The organism is Exiguobacterium sp. s152 (genome assembly GCF_018618335.1).
In the GTDB taxonomy this organism is placed as follows: domain Bacteria; phylum Bacillota; class Bacilli; order Exiguobacteriales; family Exiguobacteriaceae; genus Exiguobacterium; species Exiguobacterium chiriqhucha.
In genome coordinates this window covers 126,656-147,956 of record NZ_JACSLX010000003.1, presented here as the reverse complement: position 1 = coordinate 147,956, position 21,301 = coordinate 126,656, and the positions used below count along the sequence as shown (strand labels likewise).

The following is a 21,301-nucleotide window of genomic DNA, read 5'->3' as shown; positions in this document are numbered from 1 at the left end:
TATACATATTATACATAGAGAAGTGAAAGGGGATTAAACCGTGAACAACCGAGAACGGTTACTCGAGGTGAGACGGTTTTTCGAACGCCACACAGATGACAATCATCCAAAGACGTTAGAAGACTTGCTCGAATATTTATCTACTATCGGAGATACTTCTAAGTTAGCAAAAAAATCAGTGAAAGACGACATCCAAGCATTGACCGATTCGGGGTTCGAGGTGCAGGATGAGCTCGAGAAGAACGGCCTCGCCAAAAAGTATTGGCATTCGGCCCGCCTCTTCGAAATCCATGAGCTTCGGATGATGGTCGACGCCATCGTCGCAGCCAAGTTCATCTCGGAAGACGTGACAGAACGGATCGTCGAGAAGCTCCAAAAACTGACGAGCATTCCGGAAGCGGAGACGCTCCAGTCGATTATCAAGACGCCGAAGAAGAAACATGGCCAAATCCCGTACCATATCGACCGCATCCAGCGCGCGATTCAAGAGCAGAAGGCGATCTCGTTCCAATACACCGACGTCGTCGGCTTTGACGTCACGAAGCGGACGTTCCCGCTCCGTCGGGACGGCGAGCGTTACGTCGTCAATCCGATTGACTTGCATTGGAACCATGAGCAGTACTATTTGATCGGCATCGATGAATCGATCGGGGAAATCCGAAACTATCGCGTCGACCGGATCGTCAACTCAGAAATCGTCGAGGACGATCAGCCGCGCATGAAACATCATTTACCGGACGACTATTTTCAAAAGTCGTTCAACATGTATAACGGGCTCGACGAGGAAATCGTCATCGCCGTCGACGAGCGGGTCCTCCCGGTCATCTTCGACAAGCTCGGCGAAGACGTGTCGATCACGCAAGACGGGGACCGCTTCCTCATTCGTTTTGACGCGGCCGTATCCGACGGCTTCGTCTATTGGCTGTTGTCACTCGGCACCCAAGTCGAGGTAGTTGAACCCGTTACGCTCCGTGACCATATGCGAGAGACAATCGTAGCGATGGCAGACCGTTATGACAAAGCGAGCATTCACTGAAACGATTGAAATGAAGGTGTGATATACTGCTTGCGACACTTGTAGAAGGGGGACAGGCGGATGTTGAATTGGATGCCTTTAATCATTCCGATTGTCGCTGTCATTTTTGTCGCCGTCGTCGCACGACGCGCCATGAAAATGGATCAAGAGAAATAAGCAAAGAACGGACATCCGCCTCACCGTGAGGGGGATGTCTTTTCCATCATCAAGAGGAGGAGACCGTTGGATACCATTACCCATACGCTATTCGGTTTTACACTCTACGGAGCGGCCGATAAGCGCGAACTAAAGAAAAACGAAAAACGGGCCTTGTTCGTCACGACGCTCGTCGGGAGCCAAATCCCGGACAGTGACGTCATCTCACGGCTCTGGGACACGGAAGGCATGTATCAGATGTGGCACCGCGGCATCACCCACTCGATTTTCCTCGTGCCGTTGTTCGCACTGCTCATCTACATACTCGTGCGTCTCTTGTTCAAGGTGACCGATGTCCGTTATTTCTGGTGGGCGCTATTGTCCGTGTTCATCCATAATACGGCGGACCTGTTCAACGCCTGGGGGACGGGTTACTTTGAACCGTTATCCGATGTCCGGGTCACGTTCGGCGTTATCCCGATTGTCGATTTCGTCTATTGGGGCATCTTCCTCGTCGCCTGGCTCATCGCACGTCGGGTCGACGTCCGGCACACAGTGTATCGCTATGCCTGGGCTGCGATTGTCATCCACGTCTTGATTCAAAGTGCGCAAGGGGCGTACTTGTATCAGTCGTACGCCGCCGATCACGAAGAAGTGGCGCTATCAGCTTCGTTCATCCCGACCCAGTTCACCGTCATCACGAAGACAGACGAGACCGTCTCGATTTATCGTGATTCGGTCTATCAAGAACCCGAAGTCCAATACGAGTTGACGAGTGCGGACGATGCCGACTTGAACCCGCTCTTCGCCGAGAATAAAGAAGCGATCACCCTGAAACAATGGTCCCCGTTCGTTGTCGTCGTCGAGGATAGCGAGCGGCTTGGCTTATACGACCCGCGCTTCTTTGACGGCGAGTCGTCGTTCTTATACGAATACATCGAATTGTAGGTGAGAGGATGCGACGTCTCCGTTATTTGTTCATCTTTGGTTACGAGCAGGCACTCAGCTGTATCTTCCCGGTCGCCATCTTCGGGGCGCTCGCGCTGACGAAATGGTTCGACTTTCCGCTCCCACGCTATGATGTGCTGCTTATCTGGTGTCTATTCGTTCAGGTCGTGCTCGTCAAGACCGGGCTCGAGACGATGGAAGAAGTGAAGGTCATCAGTTGGTTCCACGTCATCGGGCTCGGCCTCGAGCTGTTCAAAGTCCAGATGGGGTCGTGGAGCTATCCGGACGAGGCGCTGACAAAAGTGTTCGGTGTGCCGCTGTACGCGGGCTTCATGTACGCGAGCGTCGGCAGCTACGTCGTCCAGTCGTGGCGCCGGCTCGATTTGAAGTTTCTGAAGATGCCACCACCGCTGATCGCGTTCGGTCTGGGCATTGCCATCTACTTCAATTTCTTTTGGCACCACATCTGGCTCGATTTACGCTGGGTGTTGATCGGTCTCGTCTTTCTCGTCTTCGGCCGGGCCATCGTCACATATCGGCTTGACGACCGCCGTTTCACAATGCCCGTTGTCGTCGCTTTCTTTTTGATCGCCTGCTTCATCTGGTTCGCCGAAAATATCGTCACGTTCTATAACGGTTGGGCGTATCCGAACCAGTTGAGCGGCTGGGCGCTCGTCGACCTTGGCAAACTGTCGTCGTGGTTCCTGCTCGTCATCATCAGCATCTTGCTCGTGGCGTGGCAGAAACGAAGACAGGAGCTCTCATGAAAAACGTGTGCAACCGTCGTTGGCTGCACACGTTTTTTAGGTCGTTGGTTGTTTGGAGCGGGCGACCATATGGACGATGAACACATAGAGCGGGAACGTGAATGTGAGCGCGATGATGAACAGCCCGACGGCCGGACTAGGCCATGCCGCTTCACTAGGGGCAGGGATGATGCGTGTCCAGACATAAGTGAACAGCGCCAAATAGGGGAGCCATAACACGTATAGGGAGAGGTTCCATGGGGAAGGGGCGAGTTGCCTGATTCGTTTGACGATGAGCCGCGTGAACAAGACGAGTGAAGCAAGACCGATAGCGGTGATGAACATCATATAAATATTACCCATTATCAAATAGAGCCGTCCGCTGTTGGCGAGCAGTTGAATGTTCAATAATAGCAGAACCGCGAGGAAAATGGAGATAGATTGTAACTTGAGGAAGTGGGCCATATAGGACTCCTTAATCTGATAGGATGATGAAACATTATTCGGCAATGTTCGTATAATATGAAAGAGGTGATCAGGTTGGCACAATTAATTGCGTTTTGGTTTGTCGGATTCATATGTGTGCTTTCGACATTTGTATATATGTCACAATGGCGGAGCGAGCGCAAATTGATGAAATTGCTAGGAGCTATATTCAGCATATGCATCGCAATCATTTGTTTTATGATTGCCATACCTGATACATATGATCGCGCGCTTGGCCGTTATGAGACAGAAACTGGGAGTTGCTATGTCGTTGACAATCAGTCGAAACAAGGCGGCGTGACGCTCTGGTTTGAAGAGGAATCTTACGATTTTCCGGACATACCGGAGGACGTTGCATATGGACCAGGCACGTTGTTTGATTGTACCGTCACGTTGACGAAAGTGAATTCGACTGGAGTTGACTATGTGTTGAAGTCGAAAGATGGCGATACGCTCTTTTCAACATACTAAAGTATTCTTCTGATTAGAAGGATATTTTTTTATGGTTTTTCTGCCATTCATCCTATGAATTTAATTATTAATTGAAATTTACTTTTCCGATAAAGCAATAAGGTGAGTCCAGCGGAAGTCGTCAAGTTTTAAAGAACGCTGATTTTCATTTAGAAACTATTTAATCAAGAGACAATTTAGATTTCTGAAATTTTCGGAATATTGTTTTTATTCATAAATGATTATGATAAAATCATAACAGTGCAAATGGGGAAATTTTACTTCGGGATGAAGGATATGCTTTATTTTGGAAGCGTTTTTTTGGATTTTATAGTTTATGGTTTATAAGCAAGTTCGAAACGGTTATGAGATTGTACTTGTTTTTTGAAAGGAGAGAATCGGATGGATTGGATTGCTCAAAAATCGGCTCAGTTTTTCATCACGCTATTTGTATTGATTGCGATCAGTGCCTTGCCGTCACTCGTCGTGCAACTCGAGTTCGTGCCATCAAATTACTGGAATGGGATTCAACAACAATTCAGTCAGTTGGCGAAACTCGATGAGATTACATACTACAACGTCACCGCACAACGCGAGTTACCGTTATTGCCAGACCTCGCCCCGCTCATGAAAGAGACGGTCATCATCTTTATGACGTCACTCATCGTCTCGGTCGGGTTCGCCCTTCTGTACGCCTATTTCTTTTATCGGAGCGGAAAGCGCGTGCGCACGGTGCTCCAGCAAACGAGCCAGACGCTCGAGATGATCCCGGATTTGTTTTGGCTCATCTTCTCGCAATTTCTTGCCATCACGATTTATAAGAAGACAGGGTTCGATCGAATTGAAGTCGCAGGTGGGTTCGCCGAATACATACGCTTTTTGCCGATTGTGACGTTGACGCTCACGATTCTGTTCTTCTTCCTCAAGTGGTTGACGAAACATATCCTCGAGGAGGAGGTGTCGTTGTTTCTCGAACTGGCCCGGGCCAAAGGCGTCCGACCGGCCGCCCTGTTCTGGAGACATTTGCTCCCGAATTTGGTGTACCGCTTCTACCTCTTTTTCCGCTCGAACTTGATCACGGTGCTCTCGAGTCTGTTGATTATCGAGTATTTGTTCAACGTGCAAGGGATTTTCCGGTTCGCCGTCTATAATCCGGTCATGCCGATCCTGCTCGTTATCTTGTTGGTCGTCTATATCCCGATTTTCATATTGGATTTAGTAGCGGAATGGCTCATCCCGAACGCCTGGAAAGGAGGGATTTGATGCGACGCACGTTACTGCGGGACCCGATTTTCATCATCGGGTTCGTCATTTTTGCCAGCTTGCTGTTACTCAGTATCGGGAATACCGTATTCCGCGATGGCCAAGTCGACCAATTTTTGAACCGTTACTCCGACGAAGGTCGGTTGATTGGCATTCCACCGCTTGAACCGTCGAAAGATCAATGGCTCGGTACCGACCGGGCCGGCAACGACTTGTTCCAGATGATGATCGAAGGCTTTAAGTGGACGGTCGGTATTTGTGCGACCGTTGCGCTCGGACGGATGGCGTTCGGCCTATTGATCGGGATTCCCCTCGCTTTTCGCGGGGCGCGCGTGAACCGAATCTTCAAAATGGTGTTAGATGGTTTTTTGATTCTACCCATCTCTTTGTTGGCCATGATGATGCTGTTCCCGTCCTTTTTCTTCGCAGACTCAACCATGGTGCCACCGCTATTGGACCGCGTGACGCTGCAGTTGACGGTGTTCGTGGCGCTCGGATTGCCTGCTGTCACACTCTATTTGATTACCGAGGTCCGGCAGTTGCTCAAACAAGAGTTTATGATCGTCGCCGAGACGTTAGGCGGCAGTGTGTGGCACCGGACAAGGAAACACTTATGGCCGCACCTCGTTCCGACGTTGGTCATCGTCTTCATGCAACAGTTCGTGCAAACACTCATGTTGCTCATTCATCTGTCGTTGTTCGGCGTCTTTTTCGGAGGCACCGTCTTCCTGTTTGAAGGGGTCCGACCGACGCTGTTTGAATGGTCGTCGATGTTCGGTTTTTATTTCACGCAGTTCACAGCGACGACATGGATGACGAACCATATGTTCCTCGTTCCGGCTCTCGGCCTGTCACTGCTCGTCTTCCTCAGCAACTTGCTGACGAGCCGCCTCGAGCGGGCGTTCCGATTACGACGCCAAGAGGCGGTCGTCACGGAAGAGACGATGTCTCAAACGGAGGCGGCGGCCGCGTCGCTCGCGGATCCGTTCACACTCGTTCATACAAATCATTCGACTCAATTCAAAAAACCGCCTTCTTCTATTTAGTTAGATTGGAGAAGGGGTTCATCGAACGCAAATCGAATGAAAGTGATGTAAAGGATAGTTGGATGTCATCCAGTGTCGACGTAAAAGCGTTTAGAAACAATTCATTTCAAAGGAGATCATTAGATGGAATCAAATACAGTGACGGTGTCATCAATTATTGAAGCACCTATCGACAAAGTATGGCGACTTTGGACGGACCCTGAACACATCAAACAGTGGAATCATGCATCCGAAGATTGGCATACGACGGAAGCTGAAAATGACTTGAGAGCCGGAGGAAATTTTCGAAGTCGGATGGAGGCGAAAGACAAGAGTATGGCCTTCGATTTTGAAGGTGTGTATGATGAGGTTCAAATTAATCACCTCATTCAATATCGCCTCGAAGACGACCGTAAAGTAAGCATTTCATTTGTTTCAGAAGGTGAGCAGACTAAAATCGTTGAAACTTTCGATGCGGAATCGATGAATCCGCTCGAGTTACAGCGCCAAGGCTGGCAGGCAATCCTCGATAGTTTCGCAAAGTACGTTAGAGAAAATTAATACGAAAGACACTTTGTATACATGTTAGCATCGACATATACACAGAGTGTCTATTCTTTATTATTTATGAGCCAATTATTGGATGGATTGTATCATTTTCTATTTGGTCGGGAGACTTTACGATTCAGTGCAACCAGAAATGGAGGTAGGAGACGATAAAGATCAAGACGTTCACACTCATGTTTATCATCGTCTATGTAGTGATAAGCCTTCCCGCAATGTTAGGAATTGGCTATGTGATTGATTGGATACCGGAAGCGAGTCTGTCCCAAAAACTAAAGGGATATGTGATTGAAGGATTGACGAATGGATTTCAGCTTAAGATTGCAATCTCAGCGATAGCCAGTCTGGTGCTAATCTTCTTGCTGTCGAGACGTAGAGCCAATCAGTCGCTTCGATAGACATCAAGAGATACTTGCGTTTGTTGTGGGATTTCTTCAAGGTGCTTCTCCTTCGTGTCAGTCGTCAATCACATTTTCTCCGGCTTGCCGCAGGTTCTCAAGTGAGGCCAGCATATGCGCGATTACATCGTCCGGGTGGCGTTCCCACGCACTGAGCTCGGCCACGACTTTGAGCGGGGCTTTCGACCGGTACGACCGGGTCGGGTTGCCAGGGAAGCGTTTGTCCGTCAAGTTCGGGTCGTTCTCGAAGTCACCCATCGGTTCGACGAGATAGATACGCTCACGAGCCTCACCGCTCGCCAGTTCGGCACCCCATTTGGCGGCGTCGAGGGAGGCCGTGAAATAGATGTAGTTCGACTGCTTGTCTTGATAGTTCGAGCGTCGCTTCGGTTCAAGCAAATCCCCCAGCTTCAGTTCGGCTTTTGTGCCGTGGAAAAACGGGCCGGGGTCGAGCGGTCTCATGTCATCAGTCATGCTTCATCTCTCCTTCAGTCAGGTTGTCTTCACAGTATAGTGGATGAATTTAGGAGAAGACAGTCTGTTTTTGGCTCGTAAATCACGATATAATAAAGACGGGAAGAGCGTTCGGCTCTTCCTTTTTCGTTACATAGAAATCAAAGTTGTTTACGGAACGAATAACTCGTGATGGCGTAGTCCATCTTATCTGTATAAAAACGGTGCGCCTCGGTTCGAGCGAGTCCTGACTCGAGGGCGATGTATTTGGCACCAAGGTCGCGGGCGTATTCGTGGACGAAGTGAAGCAACATCTCGCCGTATCCGTTCGAGCGATGGTTCGCGCACGTCACGAGGTCGTAAATGAAGACGTGCTTCTCGAGATAGAGATTGACACGTACCTCGATCCCCGCGAGTGAGACGATGGTATCGTCGGCGTATAACGCATACAGTTCATAGCCTTGCGGTCGCATAGCGGCGACGAGCTCGCGATAGGCCTCGAGCGTCAGGTCGGTGCGCAGTTGGTTCATGACAAGGAACGAGTCATCGAGTTCGCGTGACGACTCGATTGGTTTGATGGAATAGATGGTCGATGGAATGGGAATCATGCCTCCTTGAGGGGATATTGTATGTAGATTTCGCTCTCGTCAGTCAGGATTCCTTTCCTTACTTATAAACGGACAGAAGGGACAGATAGATCGTGAAACATGCGTTAGTGATTGGCGGCAGCGGGATGCTGGCGGGGACGGTCCTTTGGTTGGCAGAGGTTGGGTATCACGTGTCCATCATCGGACGGGATGCCGAGAACATGAGTCGATTGACCGAGCAATCGCCGGGTCGGCTGTTTGCCGTATTGGTCGACTATCGGGACGACTTGCGTCTGAAGGAGGCACTGCGACGTTCGATGGCGATTCATGGAGATTTCGACCTGGTCGTTGCCTGGATTCATTCTGACGCAGCTGACGCCTTGCCGTGTGTGTTGTCAGTACTGCGCGGGGGCACGGACGTGTTCCATGTTCTCGGGAGCCGCTCCAACTCAAGCGATGTGAGAAACGGTCTGACAATCCCTGAAGACGTCCGTTATCACCAAGTGCAACTCGGCTATCAGGTCGAGAAGGGGGAGCGCCGTTGGTTGACGCATGAAGAGATTGCCGGAGGCGTGGTCGAGGCAGTTCAAGAGAAGAAACCTCTTTATTCAGTCGGGTTTACTTCGAAGTGAGACGATTGATTCTAAACAAAACAAATGAGAGAAGGATGTGCGGTACAAATGAGGATTCTGATCGGTCAACCCCAAATGGAGCAACACCTAGAACAATTCATTCAAGATATTAAGGCGAACCCTACGGTCGACTTGATTCTGTATCCAGAGGGTTATTGTCAGGTCACACATCTGGACGAGGTCAAACAGCTTGCGAAGCGATTCCAGAAATCTGTCGTGATGGGCTATCGGAACGAGCAGAACGTGGACCGCGCCCTCATCATCAACAAGCGAGGGGAGACGTTGTTGGACCGTGCCAAGACACCGGAAACGATGCCGCTGTTCATGCCGTCAACCATCGAGGACGACGGTCACCGATACGGGTATGTGCTCTGCCGAGAAATTTTCATGGGGCTGGACGGACTCAAATCGGAAGAAGACATCCAACTCATCTTCAATCCAATCGGCGTCGGCATGTTCAGCGAAGAGCAATATGCGGACTGGTCTGACGAAGCGAAGAAAATCGCGATGCAACAACGCTTCATCATTCTCGGGACGAGCCACGCCGACAGGTCGTACCGAAACTGTGGATTTTCGATTCCGATGGCGTATTGCTTTGATAAGACGGGTGAACCCGTATTCCTCTCGAAAAACGATACGCGTACGCGGATTGTCGATACGGAAGCGAAGACCGTCGTCGTGCTTGAAGATTCGCTCCCATGTCACTGACTCAAACGATTCAAACGACCGGTGTGTCTGCGTTGAAAGCCGTGCTCTTTGATTTGGATGGCACGCTGCTGAACCGGGATGAATCCGTGCGTCGGTTCATCCATGACCAGTATGCAAGACTGAAGGGACATCTGACCGGCATCGAAGAACGAGATTATGTCACGCGCTTCATCGAACTCGACCAGCACGGCTATCGATGGAAAGACGCGGTGTATGACCAGTTGATTCAGGAGTTTGAGATTAGCGGAATCACTCGACAAGAACTGCTCGATGACTATGTGAACCAGTTTCAGCATTTCTGCGTCGCGTTCCCGAATCTAAAACCGATGCTAAGCGCCTTGAAAGCGCGTGGGCTTCGGCTCGGCATCATCACGAACGGGTTTGGCGAACTCCAAATGAAGTCGATCCATGGTCTAGGCATCCGCGATTATTTCGATTGTGTGCTCGTCTCTGAATGGGAAGGCATGAAAAAACCAGACCCCGCGCTGTTTCAACGGGCGCTCGAACGATTAGACGTTACAGCAGGAACTGCTATGTATGTCGGGGACCATGCGCTCCATGACATCCAAGCCGCCAAGCGAGTCGGCATGCGGACGGTTTGGAAACGGAATGACCGCTGGGCGGAGTCCGAAGCAGACGCCGATGAATCGATTGATGATTTGTCCGAATTGATCATGATGCGATGAATCTATCGTTAGGAGAGGAAGGTGCGTTATGCCGCTTGATGTAGCATATATCGAGGAGCGGATGAAACATCATCGCGTTCCGGGTTGTAGTATCGCCTGGCTTGAACATGGGCAACTGACGGAATCCAAACAGTTCGGTACGGTATCGGCGGGGAACGGTCGACCGGTGACGGCGGACACGCGCTTCAATGCCTGTTCGATGAGCAAGTTTTTGACCGGTGTCCTCGTTCTGAAGTTGGTTGAAACAGGACGGTTAGCGTTAGATGTCCCCGTGAATGACCGGCTCGTCTCGTGGCAACTCACAGATGTTGCCTCAAAACGTAGCGAGGTGACGTTGCGTCAAGTATTGCGTCATGAGTCCGGAATTGTCGATGCGACGGACAGTTTCGGAGAGCTTGATGTCACCTTCGGACGACCTTCGATGACCGCTTTGTTGAACGGAGACACGCTGTATCACGACGGACCGGTTCATGTGACGGGTGAGCCGGGCCAAGCGTTTCACTATTCGGACGCCGGGTTCTGTCTGATTCAACTATTGATTGAGGACGTCATGGAGCGTCCGTTTGCGAATGTGATCCGTGACGAACTGTTCATCCCGCTCCGTATGCATGCGAGTGGATATGACTTCGAGGTGGAAGGTGTGGCGTTTTCGAGCGGACACGACAAGCACGGTCATTCCGTCGCCCCCATCATCCCGCACTATCCGTATCCAGCGGCGGCCGGGCTCTGGACGACGACTGAGGATTTGACGCGCGTTGTCATCGAACTGATGGATGCGGTGAAAGGGAACGGTCGCGAACTGTCTCCTCGAGCGGTAAAAGACATGCTGTCTGCTTCGTCTTTAAACCCTTTCGTCGGACTCGGCGTCTTTTTGGATGGGGAACAGGAGCTGCGCGAACTGTCCTCGCTCGGCTGGGGGATTGGTTTTCAAAGCATGCTCGTGGCATACCCGTACATAGGCAAAGCAATGATCATCATGACGAATGCAGAGTTAGGGGTGCACCAAATGGATGGTCTGATTGGGGATATATATCGCGCGACATTCAACTGATTGCGGACATGTTCGCAATGATTTCGTCGACGACCGTGTTGCTATTTTCTCGATTCACATCATAAAACGTATCCTCATGCTTCAACGACACGTGTTCACCGCTTTGGAGCTCGTACTGTTCGAGTAACGGACGAATCCGGTCATGGACGACGCGGGTGGCCTCTAGGGACGTATGTGGATAGATGATGGCGAACGTGTCTAGGGCGATGCGGTATTTATGATCTGTTCGTCTCGTGGCCAGGTGGAGCTCGTCGCTGAAGTAATTCAAGAACCATTCATACTCGGTCCGTCCAAACCGTTCCTCGAACTGTCTCAACTCAGGAATCTGAATGAACGACACCGTGAAGGCGTCACCGTGGCGAATGAGGCGATCGCGCTCTGCAGTCAAGTCCATCCGAAACCGTTCGGCGTTATCGAGCCACGTCTCAGGGTCGACGGCCACGAGCTGTCGTGCCCGTTCCTCTAACTCGAGCCGTGATAGCTGCACGTTCTTCACGAGTTGATGGACGAGGCCGGACAAAATGGACATGACGAGTAGCAGAACTGTAAAACTGATGCCTCTGCCGTTGAAAAACTGAACGTTTCCTGCTTCATAGATGGACGCGAACCATCGGAAATAGATGAATAAAAAGAGGAGGAGCGTGACAGACAGGGTCAGCCCGACACGCATCCCGAAGATGAGGGAAGATAAGACGATGGCGGGTAAAATCAAGTAGCCGAGAAGCCCGGTGTTACTCTCAAGCAAAAGGACGGTGTACGCCATCGTGCCGACAACCATACAAGCGATGAGCCCGAACAAATAAATCGAGTCATTGGTCCATTGCTTCATGTTCATCCCTCCATTTGTTTCGAATCGGCTCGCCATGAGCCACCTCCTCAATTACCCGCTATATGTGGGGAATAACCAATCAAAGATGTCCGTCACCTTCATTATAGAACATCGATGGAAAACGACGAGCTCATTTTTCGAATCGGGGCGAGTGCGTTCTTCGAGTGAATCAAGTAAACGACACCACCGACATCTGTGCCGGTGGTGTCGTCAGTTATGGCGCTAAGTTGGTCTGGCCGTCGTGAATCAACGTGCCGAGAGATTCGCCCGAACAGATGCGCTTCATCGCGCCCATCTCTTCAAAGTCGAACACATGTACCGGGAGATGATTGTCCCGCGCGAGGAGCAGCGCTGACTGATCCATTACCTTCAAGTCATGGCGCAACACATCGTTATAGTGGAGCGACGTATATTGTCTCGCCGTGTTCGATTGATTCGGATCGTCCGTATAGACGCCGGAGATTCCGTTCTTGGCGACGAACAGGGCATCGCAGTGCATCTCGACCGCGCGTTGAACAGCCGGATAGTCGGTCGAGACGAACGGCTGACCGTTACCGCCTGCGAAGATGAGGACATACCCTTTGGTAAGATGGGTGAGCGCCTTCAGTCGGATGTACGGCTCGGCCATACTCGGAATCGGCATGGCCGTCATGACCCGAACTTCGCGGTCGGTCTTGCTCTTGAGTACACCACGCAGCATTAAGCTGTTGATGACGGTACCGAGCGTGCCGATGTTGTCGGCCTCGACGCGATCGATGCCCCATGCGTCGGCCATGTTGCCTCGGAAGATGTTCCCTCCGCCGATCATCAGGGAGACGTTGATTCCCATGTCGATCAATGACAGGATTTCATCTGCAATTTGATTGAGGTTGTGTGCGTCGAAATTTGAGTTGTCTTCGCCGGCGATGGCCGCCCCGCTTAATTTGATGAGCACGTTTTGATAATTGTTCAACGCTACACTCCCTTTCGGATTCCAAATCTCTAAAACTATATAGGTTTTTCAATTAATTAGCAATCAATTATCTGTTTTTTACCGTCACTACTAAACAAAAATAAACTAGACTTTATCAATTAGACGTGTCAATAGGTATAGTTCAGTTCATGGGAGTGGTGGTAGTCAATTATCTTCATCATCAGCTTCAAAAAAATTTTGGTCATTCATCTGTCCTTCAATTGGTTTGACATAGGATTCACAGTGCAGATTTCAATGCCATTAGGATCTTGCAACTGTAGAACGTGCTCACTTGAAATCGTAACGTGTGTCAAAACTGCGCGCTTTGCTTGAGATGCCGTAACTTCAAGGACCGGTCGATTAATTAACTCATGTAAAAACACTTCAAGGCCCATTTTTGGTGTATCAATTCGAAGATGGAGAATCTGCTCGCCCGAGTTTGATTGAATCGCATCTAGATGCGTCTGCAATTCAATTCGAAATCCGTAGGGCGTCTGAATGAAAGCACGGCGCTCATTTTCCTGAACTGTCAAGCCTAATTGTTCTGCTCGTTGCAACGTCTTCACCTTGTCCGCTTCAGTTAACAGAAAACCGATATGATCAAAGATAACTTTTTTTCCGTAACCAAATGTGATGTTGATTGTGCTTTTTTCATCTCGATGATACGGAAAAGGATGTGTTGATGTCGGAAATCGTCCCAGTCAAGCGGAGGATTAAACGCTGTGAAGTCTCCGTCATGTTTTCCAATGCGTTGCGTTACTTGAAAACCGAGCTGTTTATAAAACCTTTCTGTTTCTTCAACAAATGGTGTCCACATATGATAATGAAATAACATAAATTTCTCTCCTTTAGAACCGAAGTTGTCGATATTACACAGTTCCACAACCCGATTGTCATTTTTAGATGAGTGTAAAAATGAGCGGAATCCAGACCACAAATGACGATAATACATTCCAATTTACAGACTCGATATTCATCAACTTTTCACGAAACATTCGATTCCATCGAATCCATCTCAAACCTCCCTCGTTTCGAACGTTCAAGCACTACCCGAACCGTGACCAAGCCGACGAGTAAGAAGGCGAGCGAGAAGGCGACATATGTCGAGCGAATCCCGACATATTCAGCGAGGAGACCGATGCCGAACGTTAACTCGATAATCAAGACGGACTCCGCTACGTTGATCACCCCGGAGAAGCGGCCCATCAGGTCGGTCGGGACGTTGTTTTGATAGAACGACAAGAAGCCGGTGTTCGCGAACGACAAGGCGAATGTGAGCAAAAAGAACCCGACTGCTGCAAGCACGAATGACTCGGAGAAAGCGAAGACGAGATAGCCGACAGGCGTTAGGATGGCACCGAAGCTGATTAGGAATGGTAACGTCAGCCGGGCACTGAACGTCGCGTTGATGATGGAACCGGTGATAATCCCGGCTCCGGCGACACTGACGAGAAAGCCGTAGCGGCTCTCGGAGAAGCCAAGCACTTGCGTCGCGAACGACGCCTCGAGTGAGTCGAGCCCCGACATGAAAATCGTCATGACGCAGAATAGACCATAGACGAGTGTCACGTAACGCATGGTCGACGCGAATCGGACGACCGACTTCCAGTCCTCGATAATCATACGCAGGCTTAATACCTCGACCTCGTCGCTACCGGTGAACAATGTCGGTAGAAGTGAGAGAATCCCGACGGACGCGAGCAACGCCAACGCGTTCAACTGGATGGCTAACGTCGGTGTGCCGATCATGAACAACAATCCCGCGATAGCCGGGCCTAAGATGAACCCGGCCGATTGGACGAAGTTTTTGAGCGCGTTGAACCGTTGCCGGTCACCGCTCGGGACGAGCTTCGTCATATAGACGAGGGAGGCCGATTCGAAGACGGAGCTCGCGACATTCAAGACAAACACGAGCACATAAATGAGCGCGAGTGAGTCGATGAAGGCGAGACTGAAGACGACAATAGCGCGGAGCGCATCCAGCCACATCATCAAGCGGCGCGTATCGGTGCGGTCGATGACCGAGCCTGACCAAACGTTCGCGCATAGTGCCGCGAGCGGGACGAGGATGTAGAGGACCGACACAGCGAACGGTGATTGCGTCATCTCAAGGACAATCAAGTTGAGGGCGATGAAGTACACCCAGGCGCCGAGGTTCGAGATACCGACACCAGCAAGTAAAAGTAAAGGTTGTTTCCAAGTACGCATATCCAACGTCCCCGTTCAAAAGTAGATTTTGAACAGTATGTCACAAAAATGATTGATACACCAGAAAAATCCAAATGATTTCAAAATTTTATGGATTTGATTATCCGACTTGCTCACTTTCCATAGATTGGACAAAGAGGCTGCGATATACTTTTTGATAGAGCCAGATGGCCGTCGCCCCGAACGTAATATAGACAACCGCCATCAGGAGCGGCGGAATCAATCCATACAACGAGACGCTCACGGCGCCGATGAGCAACGCCTGGTGAATCGGGACGTACAACAACTCCCCGAGTGTGAACACGAGCGTGCCGATCAGCATCACCACGACGGAGCCGCTGACGAGGAGCAACGCGAAGCCGCCACTGAACAGGACGACCCCGGTATATAAGACCGAGCGCTCGTTGAAAGGCTTCGTCCATTTCAAGACGAGAAAACTGAACAGGAGCACGAGCACCGTGTTCTCACTCCGCAATACGCCGAGCAGCATCGTCCCGTCTAACGAGACGCCGAATAGCGACTGTGGCGTCGTGAACGTGTCTACGAAATGAATCGCGAGATAATGGGTCAGCTGCAGCTCGAGCGACAACGTTAACACGCCGGCAATCAGATAGATTGTGAACAATCGGTCGCGAAACACGATTGCGTATCCGTGACAGAGCCCGCGCCAAGAAAGTGGGGTCGTGCTCGGCTTCGGTCGATATGTATCGTTCAGTCGCATCCGGATCATCAGCATGCAAGCGAGTGAAGCCAGCGCAGCGCCTATCAAGAGGTCGAATAGATGCGCTTGAAACAGGAACCCCCCGACGATACTGCCGACAACGATGGAAATGTTGAGCGTCCAGTAACTGAGCGCGTACAAGAACTTCCGATTGTCCGTCGTACTGTCATCAATCAAAATCGCCTCGTTCGCCGGTGTGACGATGCCGTTGACAATATTGTTCATCAAAAAGAAGACGAACGTCAGTGTCGGGTCGCTCAAAAACGTGGAGTTGCAGATTGCCATACCGCCGAGGCTCAAGAAGCCGAGGCGTTCGCCAGAAACGAGCACTCGTTTGCGGCCGTAGCGGTCAGCCCAAGCGCCGCCATACAGACTGCCTATGAAGGACAGCACGGTCGTCGTTACAATCAAGACGCCGGCAAGCGTCACGCCGAACTGTTGGGCAAAGTAGATCGTCATGAATGGAAAGATGGCCGTCTGCGTCAATTTTTGAATGAAGTTGATGCTGATGCGGATTTTTAAATTGGGATGTAACGAGTGGAACATAGGGTCACCTGACTTTCATCGAATTATCGACCTGTGATTGGTCTACCTCGATTATGGAAGGTGTGGCGGTTCGCGTCGTATCGAGAATTGCGCAATTGGACCGCAATAATAGGAGGGTCATCATGCAGTTAAAGATGGAGTTGTCGAATGCGAGGATTCATGTCAGGAAGGAACGAAGTGGGTGGCAAGAGGATGTGATCGAGACGGATAGGCATCGATTGACCGTGACGCTCGTGGGGAAAATCGGGGTTCGTCTCGAATCGCGTGAATTTCGATTACAAGACGGAGAGGCGATATTAAGTGAACCAAAGGTACTGTACCAGTGTTTCGTCACGAGTGAACAGGCCACCTTCGTGACATTCGACTTCGATAAGCATGACTTCGACCGTTGGTGGCATCGGTCGAGCGGAGACGATGCACCGGTCATGTTTCAAGAGCTGTCGACGATTGTACCGGAGACGTTGAAGCGCCATCTCGGTATGTGGACGCGCGATTTCATCGAGGACGGACGAGCAAGTCTGGAAGACGATGTCTATTCGTTCCTCAAGACGTATGTCGCGGAACATGCTACGTTCAGCGAAGATGAGTCATATGACGCCGTCTTTACGTATATCGAAGAGAATATTGCATCGGTCATCCGTATCGAAGAATTGAGCCGGTTGGCGAACCAGAGCAAATATCAGTTCATCCGCAACTTTAACGCGTTGACCGGATACACCCCATCACAATACATCACCCGAATGCGGCTCCAAAAAGCGAAACATTTGTTGCGCTATTCAAATTTGAATTTGCTCGAGGTGAGCATCGCCGTCGGGTTCAGCAGCCCGGCCCAGCCGAACAAGCATTTCGCCGACTGGGTCGGCTGCAAGCCGGCACGGTTCCGGGAGAACAAGGGGGCATCGGGTCGAGACGACTTAACGGGTTGTGTCTGCGAAGTGGGCTGTAATGGCCTGAGGCACGTCCTTGAGCGGTCCCGTCAACTGGATGACGTGCGGCAAATGGTAAAACGTGCTCGTCGTCTCGAAATCGTCGAAACGATTTGCTGGGTCATAGATGAATAGCGGCACGTCCGCGCCGAGGGCGATGCCGAGCTCGATGTGACTGCTTTGGCCGGCAGGCAGCAAGATAACGACAAAGTCCGACGCTTTGATCGCCTCGAACTCACTCGTGCCGATGGCTCGCAAGTCTTCAATTGTTGTGGCACGGTCGTTCCTCGTCCAGTCGTATGTATATGTGTGACCGTCGTTGATGAGGTGATTGCGCAACGCTCTGACCTGTTCGATGTTCGCAAAGCGGGAGCCGATATAGAAGTGCATGTCAGTCCTCCTAAGTATGTCATGTCGTTTGATTCAGATTGAAGGCGAAACCTCACCATAACATAATTGTTTCGAGTGTTCGCACGAACCCAATCCCAATCCAATTTGGAGAGAACAAAAGGTACACGATGTACATGATGAGGCTCGTGCCACTAATCGTAATCGCTTGAAAACGATGCGTCACACGACGTTCCCTCATAGTTTGACTCGGTCGAATCGTGTCACCGCGAGTTCATGGATGACGAGCAACAAAATCGCGATAAAAAAGACGAGTAGCGCGACGTATTCCGGATTGGCATTTAGAAAGTAGTTAAACCCGAACAGTGGTGTCACGAACAGGATGTAGAGCGGATACTGAATCGCGAACAAGGCGTCTAACAGCACGATGTCATACACGTACGACTCGAAACTGATCAAGGTGAACACGGTCACACTGGCAAACAAGATGGCCATGATCAACCATTTGGCGACTCGATTCCGCAATAAACACGTCCCGATCATGCAAACGAGTAGTAAGCCGGATGTGACCGCATGAATCGGCAACATCGTCGCATCGGGAAACATAATGGATGGAATCAGGTTCACGATGAACGCGAGTACATAGACAGATGACAAGATGATGAGGCATTTCTTTGGATTGCCCATTAGGTCACCGCTTTCTTCATAAGGGTTATATTTACATTTACTTACAAGTGTAATTTTACACTAAAGGGATAGTATGTCAAGATGAATAGGGGAAGTCAGACCAAAAAGAAAGGTGGATCAACAATGACAAAAGACGAATTGAAGGCACTAATGTCGACGGACGAAGTCGAAATCAAACTCGAGGGTGTAGAAGGATTGCCTCGCTTCGTATTCATCAACGAGCGCGAGCGGTTCGAGGAAGTACAGTAGGTTAGAACAGAGCTTTGACGATTATTTAGGAAGGGGCAATTGTTCAAATGAGTCTGAAACAACAATTACACAAGGCGATCCTCTCAAACGACCAAGCGACCATTCAACGTCTAGTGAAATCGCTAGTACACGAAGTGGTGTTAGATACCTTTCTTGAAGTTGCGTTTGATACGGATAATTTGGCGGTCTATGAAATCGTATGCTATCTAATTCAAGTTGAACAGACCGCTGAGTTGGAAGAGGCTGCGTCGCTTCTTATGAGCCAACCGTTCTGTCACCATCCTCATGCCTACGAACGAGCCTACGAACATGCGAAACGTGCTGTCGAACTTGATACTAGACGCATAGATTTGAAGGAATACTTGCTCTTTTTCAATGCAATTCCCGACAAATTAATGACGGATGCGGAAGCGAACGACTTAGCGATCGAGATTCTAAAGTTAAGACCTTCAAGTCAGGTGGCTAAGTTGCATTTACAGTGAACTGATAATCGAAGTTGTTATTGGATGATTATTCCAAATTTAACGTTCGATGATACAATGAAAGGGAAATCAGTCATAGAGGAGGCGATGAGATGCGTTGGATGAGTCGACTTGGATTAACCGCAGTATTGACGGTAGGAGCAGTCTTCATCGGACTGCGTCTCATCAACCTGTTGATGGAATGGTGGTACCGTGCTCCGACATCAGGATTGAAGTTGCGACCGACACCTGAAGCATCGGGGTATTCGAACGCAATGTTTGAAGGGGCGATGAGAAATCCGAATGAAGAAGAACTGTCTCGTCTGAAATTGGACTATTTGGATTATACGATTGATTCCGTGACGACCGTCATTGATCGAGGCGATGGTCTCTTCTATTGGTTGCTGTTTTTAGCTTGTGTATTGCTTGGTGGACTGATTTTTACCGCAAAATATCGCCTTAAATATCGTAAACGTGCTAAAGAAACAGCTTCGTTCACGTCACGACCGTCTTTGCGTTATTCAGTCTCGAGCTCGATGGCAAGTGTCGAGGAACCAGCTTGGACCGGTGTGACGATTCGGGACGCCCTCATCGCATTCAATCAGGCGTTGCCGCCGGCGAAGAAATGGATGTCGACGGAGACGGTATTGGAATGGGCGCATCGCATCGGATTAACGGACATCGATTTCAAACCGTATTTGGACGAGCGCTATGGAATGGCAGATCCCGTGACACCAGAACAGGTTGCCCGATTCTGCATGACGCTCGAACAGTATGAGAAGACGGATTCAGTCGAATAGATGAATCAGGACAGGGGATTAAGAGATGGCGCGAATCAAGTCTTTCACATTTTGGATAACACTTTTTGCGCTACTGATTTGTCTCTATAACTGAAGCGGGTCAGATGACAAATCGATTCTCTTCTTTCTGACAAGTCCGCCGTTCTGGGTGATGGAGACGCATTGGTTCGTCGAGATGTTCACGCATCCGTCCAATATCCCGATGTGGTTCAAATATGGGGTGACCATCATCTTTTGGGCGGTGGTTGGTATAGGGATTGACCGCTTGCTCATGAGGCGGAAGACGCAACAACTACGTTAGGTCAGGAGAGATGAAACGAATGGAAATGCGTGTCGAGACGTTGTTTCAAACAAAAGGATCAAGAATAGTGGATGCCGATCTATCAGGTGATGAGCTGATTGTTCTCGTGGATGAGGAAATGCCCATCGTCTATTGGAACGATCGGACGCTGCGACTGCCGTTTCATTTGAGTTCGCTGTTTATCCGACTCTTGGATTCTAAAACGTTTCTCGTCGTCGATGTGACGCTAGAGGAGACGTCCGTCAACGCCTGGGTGATCAATGAGCAAGGTAACGTTATCCACGCGTTCCACGCGGGCAATGCCATTGGGTCGGTCGCTGTCAACGACACGGGAATTTGGATCGGTTATGTCGACGAGGGGGTGTTCGGGGAAGGCATCTCTACTGAGGCACTCGTTTGTTTCTCGCGGACAGGGAAAGTGTTACGCCGTTATCATTCTGATTTTCTCCGTCCACCGACTATCGTCGACTGTGAGCTATTGCAAGCGGATCGGACCGGGGTCTGGCTCTGTCCGTCGATTTGGTATGACTTGATTCATATCGATGTGACTGGTCAACTCAATAAATATAAGACACCGAAGCTTCTTCACGACAGTTCGGCGCTGACGATTCAAGGACAGGTGAGTTACTTCGTGAAAGACGGAATGATGTACCGCTGGCCGTTTGGTGAGCGGAAACGTCCTCATGTTGTGGCCGAGTGTTCAGGAATCGCTAGAGGGTTAGGAGAACGCGAGACGTTCCACTTTATTCGGATTGGTGATGATGAAGTGTGCGGCATTCAGATTGTCGACGAGTGATGATAAGTATGGATAGTCGTCGAATCAGTGAAAAAATTACTCCGTTCAACCCGTTGATTGCTCGTGTCGGGGACCTGATGTTTACATTCTCACCCGTTTGGACGATAGAAATGTGATTATCTTGGAATCAACTTGTCGGAATCAATTCCCTCTTTTTTGTAAATTCAGTATACTCATGTTAGTACATAAACTAATAATGATCCTTTATATTATTTCAAATACCGCATTAATGTCAATTTAATAAAGAAATAGAACGATGAACATGATAAAGCTAGTTTCAAAAGAACGCGATTATATCGATAAATTAAT

General features: G+C 49.8%; 27 protein-coding genes and 1 pseudogene. 17 read left to right on the top strand and 11 right to left on the bottom strand.

The window, feature by feature from the left end; translation table 11 throughout:
- The first annotated feature begins 40 nt into the window (after window positions 1-40).
- The 3 genes from KNP72_RS07520 to KNP72_RS07510 all read left to right on the top strand — a co-directional run bounded on the left by KNP72_RS07520 (window position 41) and on the right by KNP72_RS07510 (window position 2,886).
- Window positions 41-1,036, top strand: coding sequence for a helix-turn-helix transcriptional regulator (locus tag KNP72_RS07520; protein ID WP_214832701.1), 996 nt, complete (start codon window positions 41-43; stop codon window positions 1,034-1,036).
- Window positions 1,037-1,258: 222 nt separating this feature from the next.
- A complete protein-coding gene (locus KNP72_RS07515) occupies window positions 1,259-2,119 on the top strand; it encodes a metal-dependent hydrolase (protein WP_214832699.1) in 861 nt (286 codons plus the stop codon).
- Between the two features lie 8 nt (window positions 2,120-2,127).
- Window positions 2,128-2,886 (top strand): DUF817 domain-containing protein, encoded by a 759-nt coding sequence (locus KNP72_RS07510; protein ID WP_214761744.1) that lies wholly within the window; start codon window positions 2,128-2,130, stop codon window positions 2,884-2,886.
- A 36-nt stretch (window positions 2,887-2,922) separates the two neighbouring features.
- Here KNP72_RS07510 and KNP72_RS07505 read toward each other — a convergent pair whose 3' ends face one another.
- On the bottom strand, window positions 2,923-3,330 hold the full coding sequence (locus KNP72_RS07505) for a hypothetical protein (protein WP_214719640.1): 408 nt from the start codon (window positions 3,328-3,330) through the stop codon (window positions 2,923-2,925).
- A 219-nt stretch (window positions 3,331-3,549) separates the two neighbouring features.
- On the opposite strand from KNP72_RS07505, the gene KNP72_RS07500 reads away from it, so the two are divergent.
- The 4 genes from KNP72_RS07500 (at window position 3,550) to KNP72_RS07485 (ending at window position 6,650) form a co-directional block, all read left to right on the top strand.
- Window positions 3,550-3,822: a hypothetical protein gene (locus tag KNP72_RS07500; protein ID WP_214832697.1), complete on the top strand. Its 273-nt coding sequence runs from the start codon at window positions 3,550-3,552 to the stop codon at window positions 3,820-3,822.
- A gap of 381 nt (window positions 3,823-4,203) precedes the next feature.
- Window positions 4,204-5,064: an ABC transporter permease subunit gene (locus KNP72_RS07495; protein ID WP_214719638.1), complete on the top strand. Its 861-nt coding sequence runs from the start codon at window positions 4,204-4,206 to the stop codon at window positions 5,062-5,064.
- Window positions 5,064-6,110: an ABC transporter permease gene (locus tag KNP72_RS07490; RefSeq protein WP_214719637.1), complete on the top strand. Its 1,047-nt coding sequence runs from the start codon at window positions 5,064-5,066 to the stop codon at window positions 6,108-6,110. Before KNP72_RS07495 ends, KNP72_RS07490 begins: the two co-directional genes overlap by 1 nt.
- Before the next feature lie 123 nt (window positions 6,111-6,233).
- Entirely contained in the window at window positions 6,234-6,650 is a 417-nt protein-coding gene (locus KNP72_RS07485; protein WP_214719636.1) for an SRPBCC family protein, read from the top strand.
- A 458-nt stretch (window positions 6,651-7,108) separates the two neighbouring features.
- Here the strand turns inward: KNP72_RS07485 and arr are convergent, their stop codons facing one another.
- Complete coding sequence (gene arr, locus KNP72_RS07480) at window positions 7,109-7,525, bottom strand: NAD(+)--rifampin ADP-ribosyltransferase (protein WP_214719635.1); 417 nt, start codon at window positions 7,523-7,525, stop codon at window positions 7,109-7,111.
- Window positions 7,526-7,665: 140 nt separating this feature from the next.
- Window positions 7,666-8,112, bottom strand: coding sequence for a GNAT family N-acetyltransferase (locus tag KNP72_RS07475; RefSeq protein WP_251128930.1), 447 nt, complete (start codon window positions 8,110-8,112; stop codon window positions 7,666-7,668).
- 92 nt (window positions 8,113-8,204) lie between these two features.
- Here KNP72_RS07475 and KNP72_RS07470 point away from each other — a divergent pair, with 92 nt between their 5' ends.
- The 4 genes from KNP72_RS07470 to KNP72_RS07455 all read left to right on the top strand — a co-directional run bounded on the left by KNP72_RS07470 (window position 8,205) and on the right by KNP72_RS07455 (window position 11,168).
- Window positions 8,205-8,723: a Rossmann-fold NAD(P)-binding domain-containing protein gene (locus tag KNP72_RS07470; RefSeq protein ID WP_214719634.1), complete on the top strand. Its 519-nt coding sequence runs from the start codon at window positions 8,205-8,207 to the stop codon at window positions 8,721-8,723.
- A 75-nt stretch (window positions 8,724-8,798) separates the two neighbouring features.
- Window positions 8,799-9,431 carry a hypothetical protein gene (locus tag KNP72_RS07465; protein ID WP_251128929.1) on the top strand — a complete coding sequence of 211 codons (633 nt, stop codon included), beginning with the start codon at window positions 8,799-8,801 and terminating at the stop codon, window positions 9,429-9,431.
- Window positions 9,422-10,117 (top strand): HAD family hydrolase, encoded by a 696-nt coding sequence (locus tag KNP72_RS07460; protein WP_214832693.1) that lies wholly within the window; start codon window positions 9,422-9,424, stop codon window positions 10,115-10,117. Before KNP72_RS07465 ends, KNP72_RS07460 begins: the two co-directional genes overlap by 10 nt.
- Window positions 10,118-10,145: 28 nt before the next feature.
- A complete protein-coding gene (locus KNP72_RS07455) occupies window positions 10,146-11,168 on the top strand; it encodes a serine hydrolase domain-containing protein (protein WP_214719631.1) in 1,023 nt (340 codons plus the stop codon).
- Here KNP72_RS07455 and KNP72_RS07450 read toward each other — a convergent pair.
- From KNP72_RS07450 to KNP72_RS07430, 6 genes are all read right to left on the bottom strand, one after another.
- Window positions 11,161-11,997 (bottom strand): GGDEF domain-containing protein, encoded by an 837-nt coding sequence (locus KNP72_RS07450; RefSeq protein ID WP_214719630.1) that lies wholly within the window; start codon window positions 11,995-11,997, stop codon window positions 11,161-11,163. The two genes, KNP72_RS07455 and KNP72_RS07450, sit on opposite strands and share 8 nt — an antisense overlap.
- Window positions 11,998-12,211: 214 nt before the next feature.
- On the bottom strand, window positions 12,212-12,949 hold the full coding sequence (gene pyrH / locus KNP72_RS07445; RefSeq protein ID WP_214719629.1) for a UMP kinase: 738 nt from the start codon (window positions 12,947-12,949) through the stop codon (window positions 12,212-12,214).
- A gap of 206 nt (window positions 12,950-13,155) precedes the next feature.
- Window positions 13,156-13,506, bottom strand: coding sequence for a hypothetical protein (locus KNP72_RS15880; RefSeq protein WP_251128928.1), 351 nt, complete (start codon window positions 13,504-13,506; stop codon window positions 13,156-13,158).
- A 23-nt stretch (window positions 13,507-13,529) separates the two neighbouring features.
- A complete protein-coding gene (locus KNP72_RS15875) occupies window positions 13,530-13,784 on the bottom strand; it encodes a hypothetical protein (RefSeq protein WP_251128927.1) in 255 nt (84 codons plus the stop codon).
- A gap of 149 nt (window positions 13,785-13,933) precedes the next feature.
- Window positions 13,934-15,157 carry an MFS transporter gene (locus KNP72_RS07435; protein ID WP_214719628.1) on the bottom strand — a complete coding sequence of 408 codons (1,224 nt, stop codon included), beginning with the start codon at window positions 15,155-15,157 and terminating at the stop codon, window positions 13,934-13,936.
- A gap of 100 nt (window positions 15,158-15,257) precedes the next feature.
- Entirely contained in the window at window positions 15,258-16,424 is a 1,167-nt protein-coding gene (locus tag KNP72_RS07430) for an MFS transporter (RefSeq protein ID WP_214719627.1), read from the bottom strand.
- Window positions 16,425-16,477: 53 nt separating this feature from the next.
- Here KNP72_RS07430 and KNP72_RS16025 point away from each other — a divergent pair.
- Window positions 16,478-17,299: pseudogene (locus KNP72_RS16025) on the top strand (helix-turn-helix domain-containing protein); the annotation flags it as partial.
- Window positions 17,300-17,338: 39 nt separating this feature from the next.
- Here KNP72_RS16025 and KNP72_RS07425 read toward each other — a convergent pair.
- Together KNP72_RS07425 and KNP72_RS07420 are read right to left on the bottom strand one after the other, a co-directional pair.
- On the bottom strand, window positions 17,339-17,740 hold the full coding sequence (locus KNP72_RS07425; RefSeq protein WP_214719626.1) for a group-specific protein: 402 nt from the start codon (window positions 17,738-17,740) through the stop codon (window positions 17,339-17,341).
- A gap of 195 nt (window positions 17,741-17,935) precedes the next feature.
- Window positions 17,936-18,385 (bottom strand): hypothetical protein, encoded by a 450-nt coding sequence (locus KNP72_RS07420; RefSeq protein WP_214832691.1) that lies wholly within the window; start codon window positions 18,383-18,385, stop codon window positions 17,936-17,938.
- Between the two features lie 123 nt (window positions 18,386-18,508).
- Between KNP72_RS07420 and KNP72_RS15965 the strand changes: the two genes are divergently transcribed.
- The 5 genes from KNP72_RS15965 (at window position 18,509) to KNP72_RS07400 (ending at window position 20,992) form a co-directional block, all read left to right on the top strand.
- Window positions 18,509-18,634, top strand: coding sequence for a hypothetical protein (locus tag KNP72_RS15965; RefSeq protein WP_285800943.1), 126 nt, complete (start codon window positions 18,509-18,511; stop codon window positions 18,632-18,634).
- A 47-nt stretch (window positions 18,635-18,681) separates the two neighbouring features.
- On the top strand, window positions 18,682-19,116 hold the full coding sequence (locus KNP72_RS07415; protein WP_214719624.1) for a hypothetical protein: 435 nt from the start codon (window positions 18,682-18,684) through the stop codon (window positions 19,114-19,116).
- 92 nt (window positions 19,117-19,208) lie between these two features.
- Window positions 19,209-19,895 (top strand): hypothetical protein, encoded by a 687-nt coding sequence (locus tag KNP72_RS07410; protein ID WP_214719623.1) that lies wholly within the window; start codon window positions 19,209-19,211, stop codon window positions 19,893-19,895.
- Window positions 19,896-20,046: 151 nt separating this feature from the next.
- The gene (locus tag KNP72_RS07405; protein ID WP_214719622.1) at window positions 20,047-20,196 is read left to right on the top strand and encodes a hypothetical protein; all 150 of its coding nucleotides are present in this window, start codon (window positions 20,047-20,049) and stop codon (window positions 20,194-20,196) included.
- Between the two features lie 10 nt (window positions 20,197-20,206).
- Window positions 20,207-20,992, top strand: a complete 786-nt coding sequence (locus tag KNP72_RS07400; protein ID WP_214719621.1) for a hypothetical protein — start codon at window positions 20,207-20,209, stop codon at window positions 20,990-20,992.
- Window positions 20,993-21,301 lie beyond the last annotated feature (309 nt).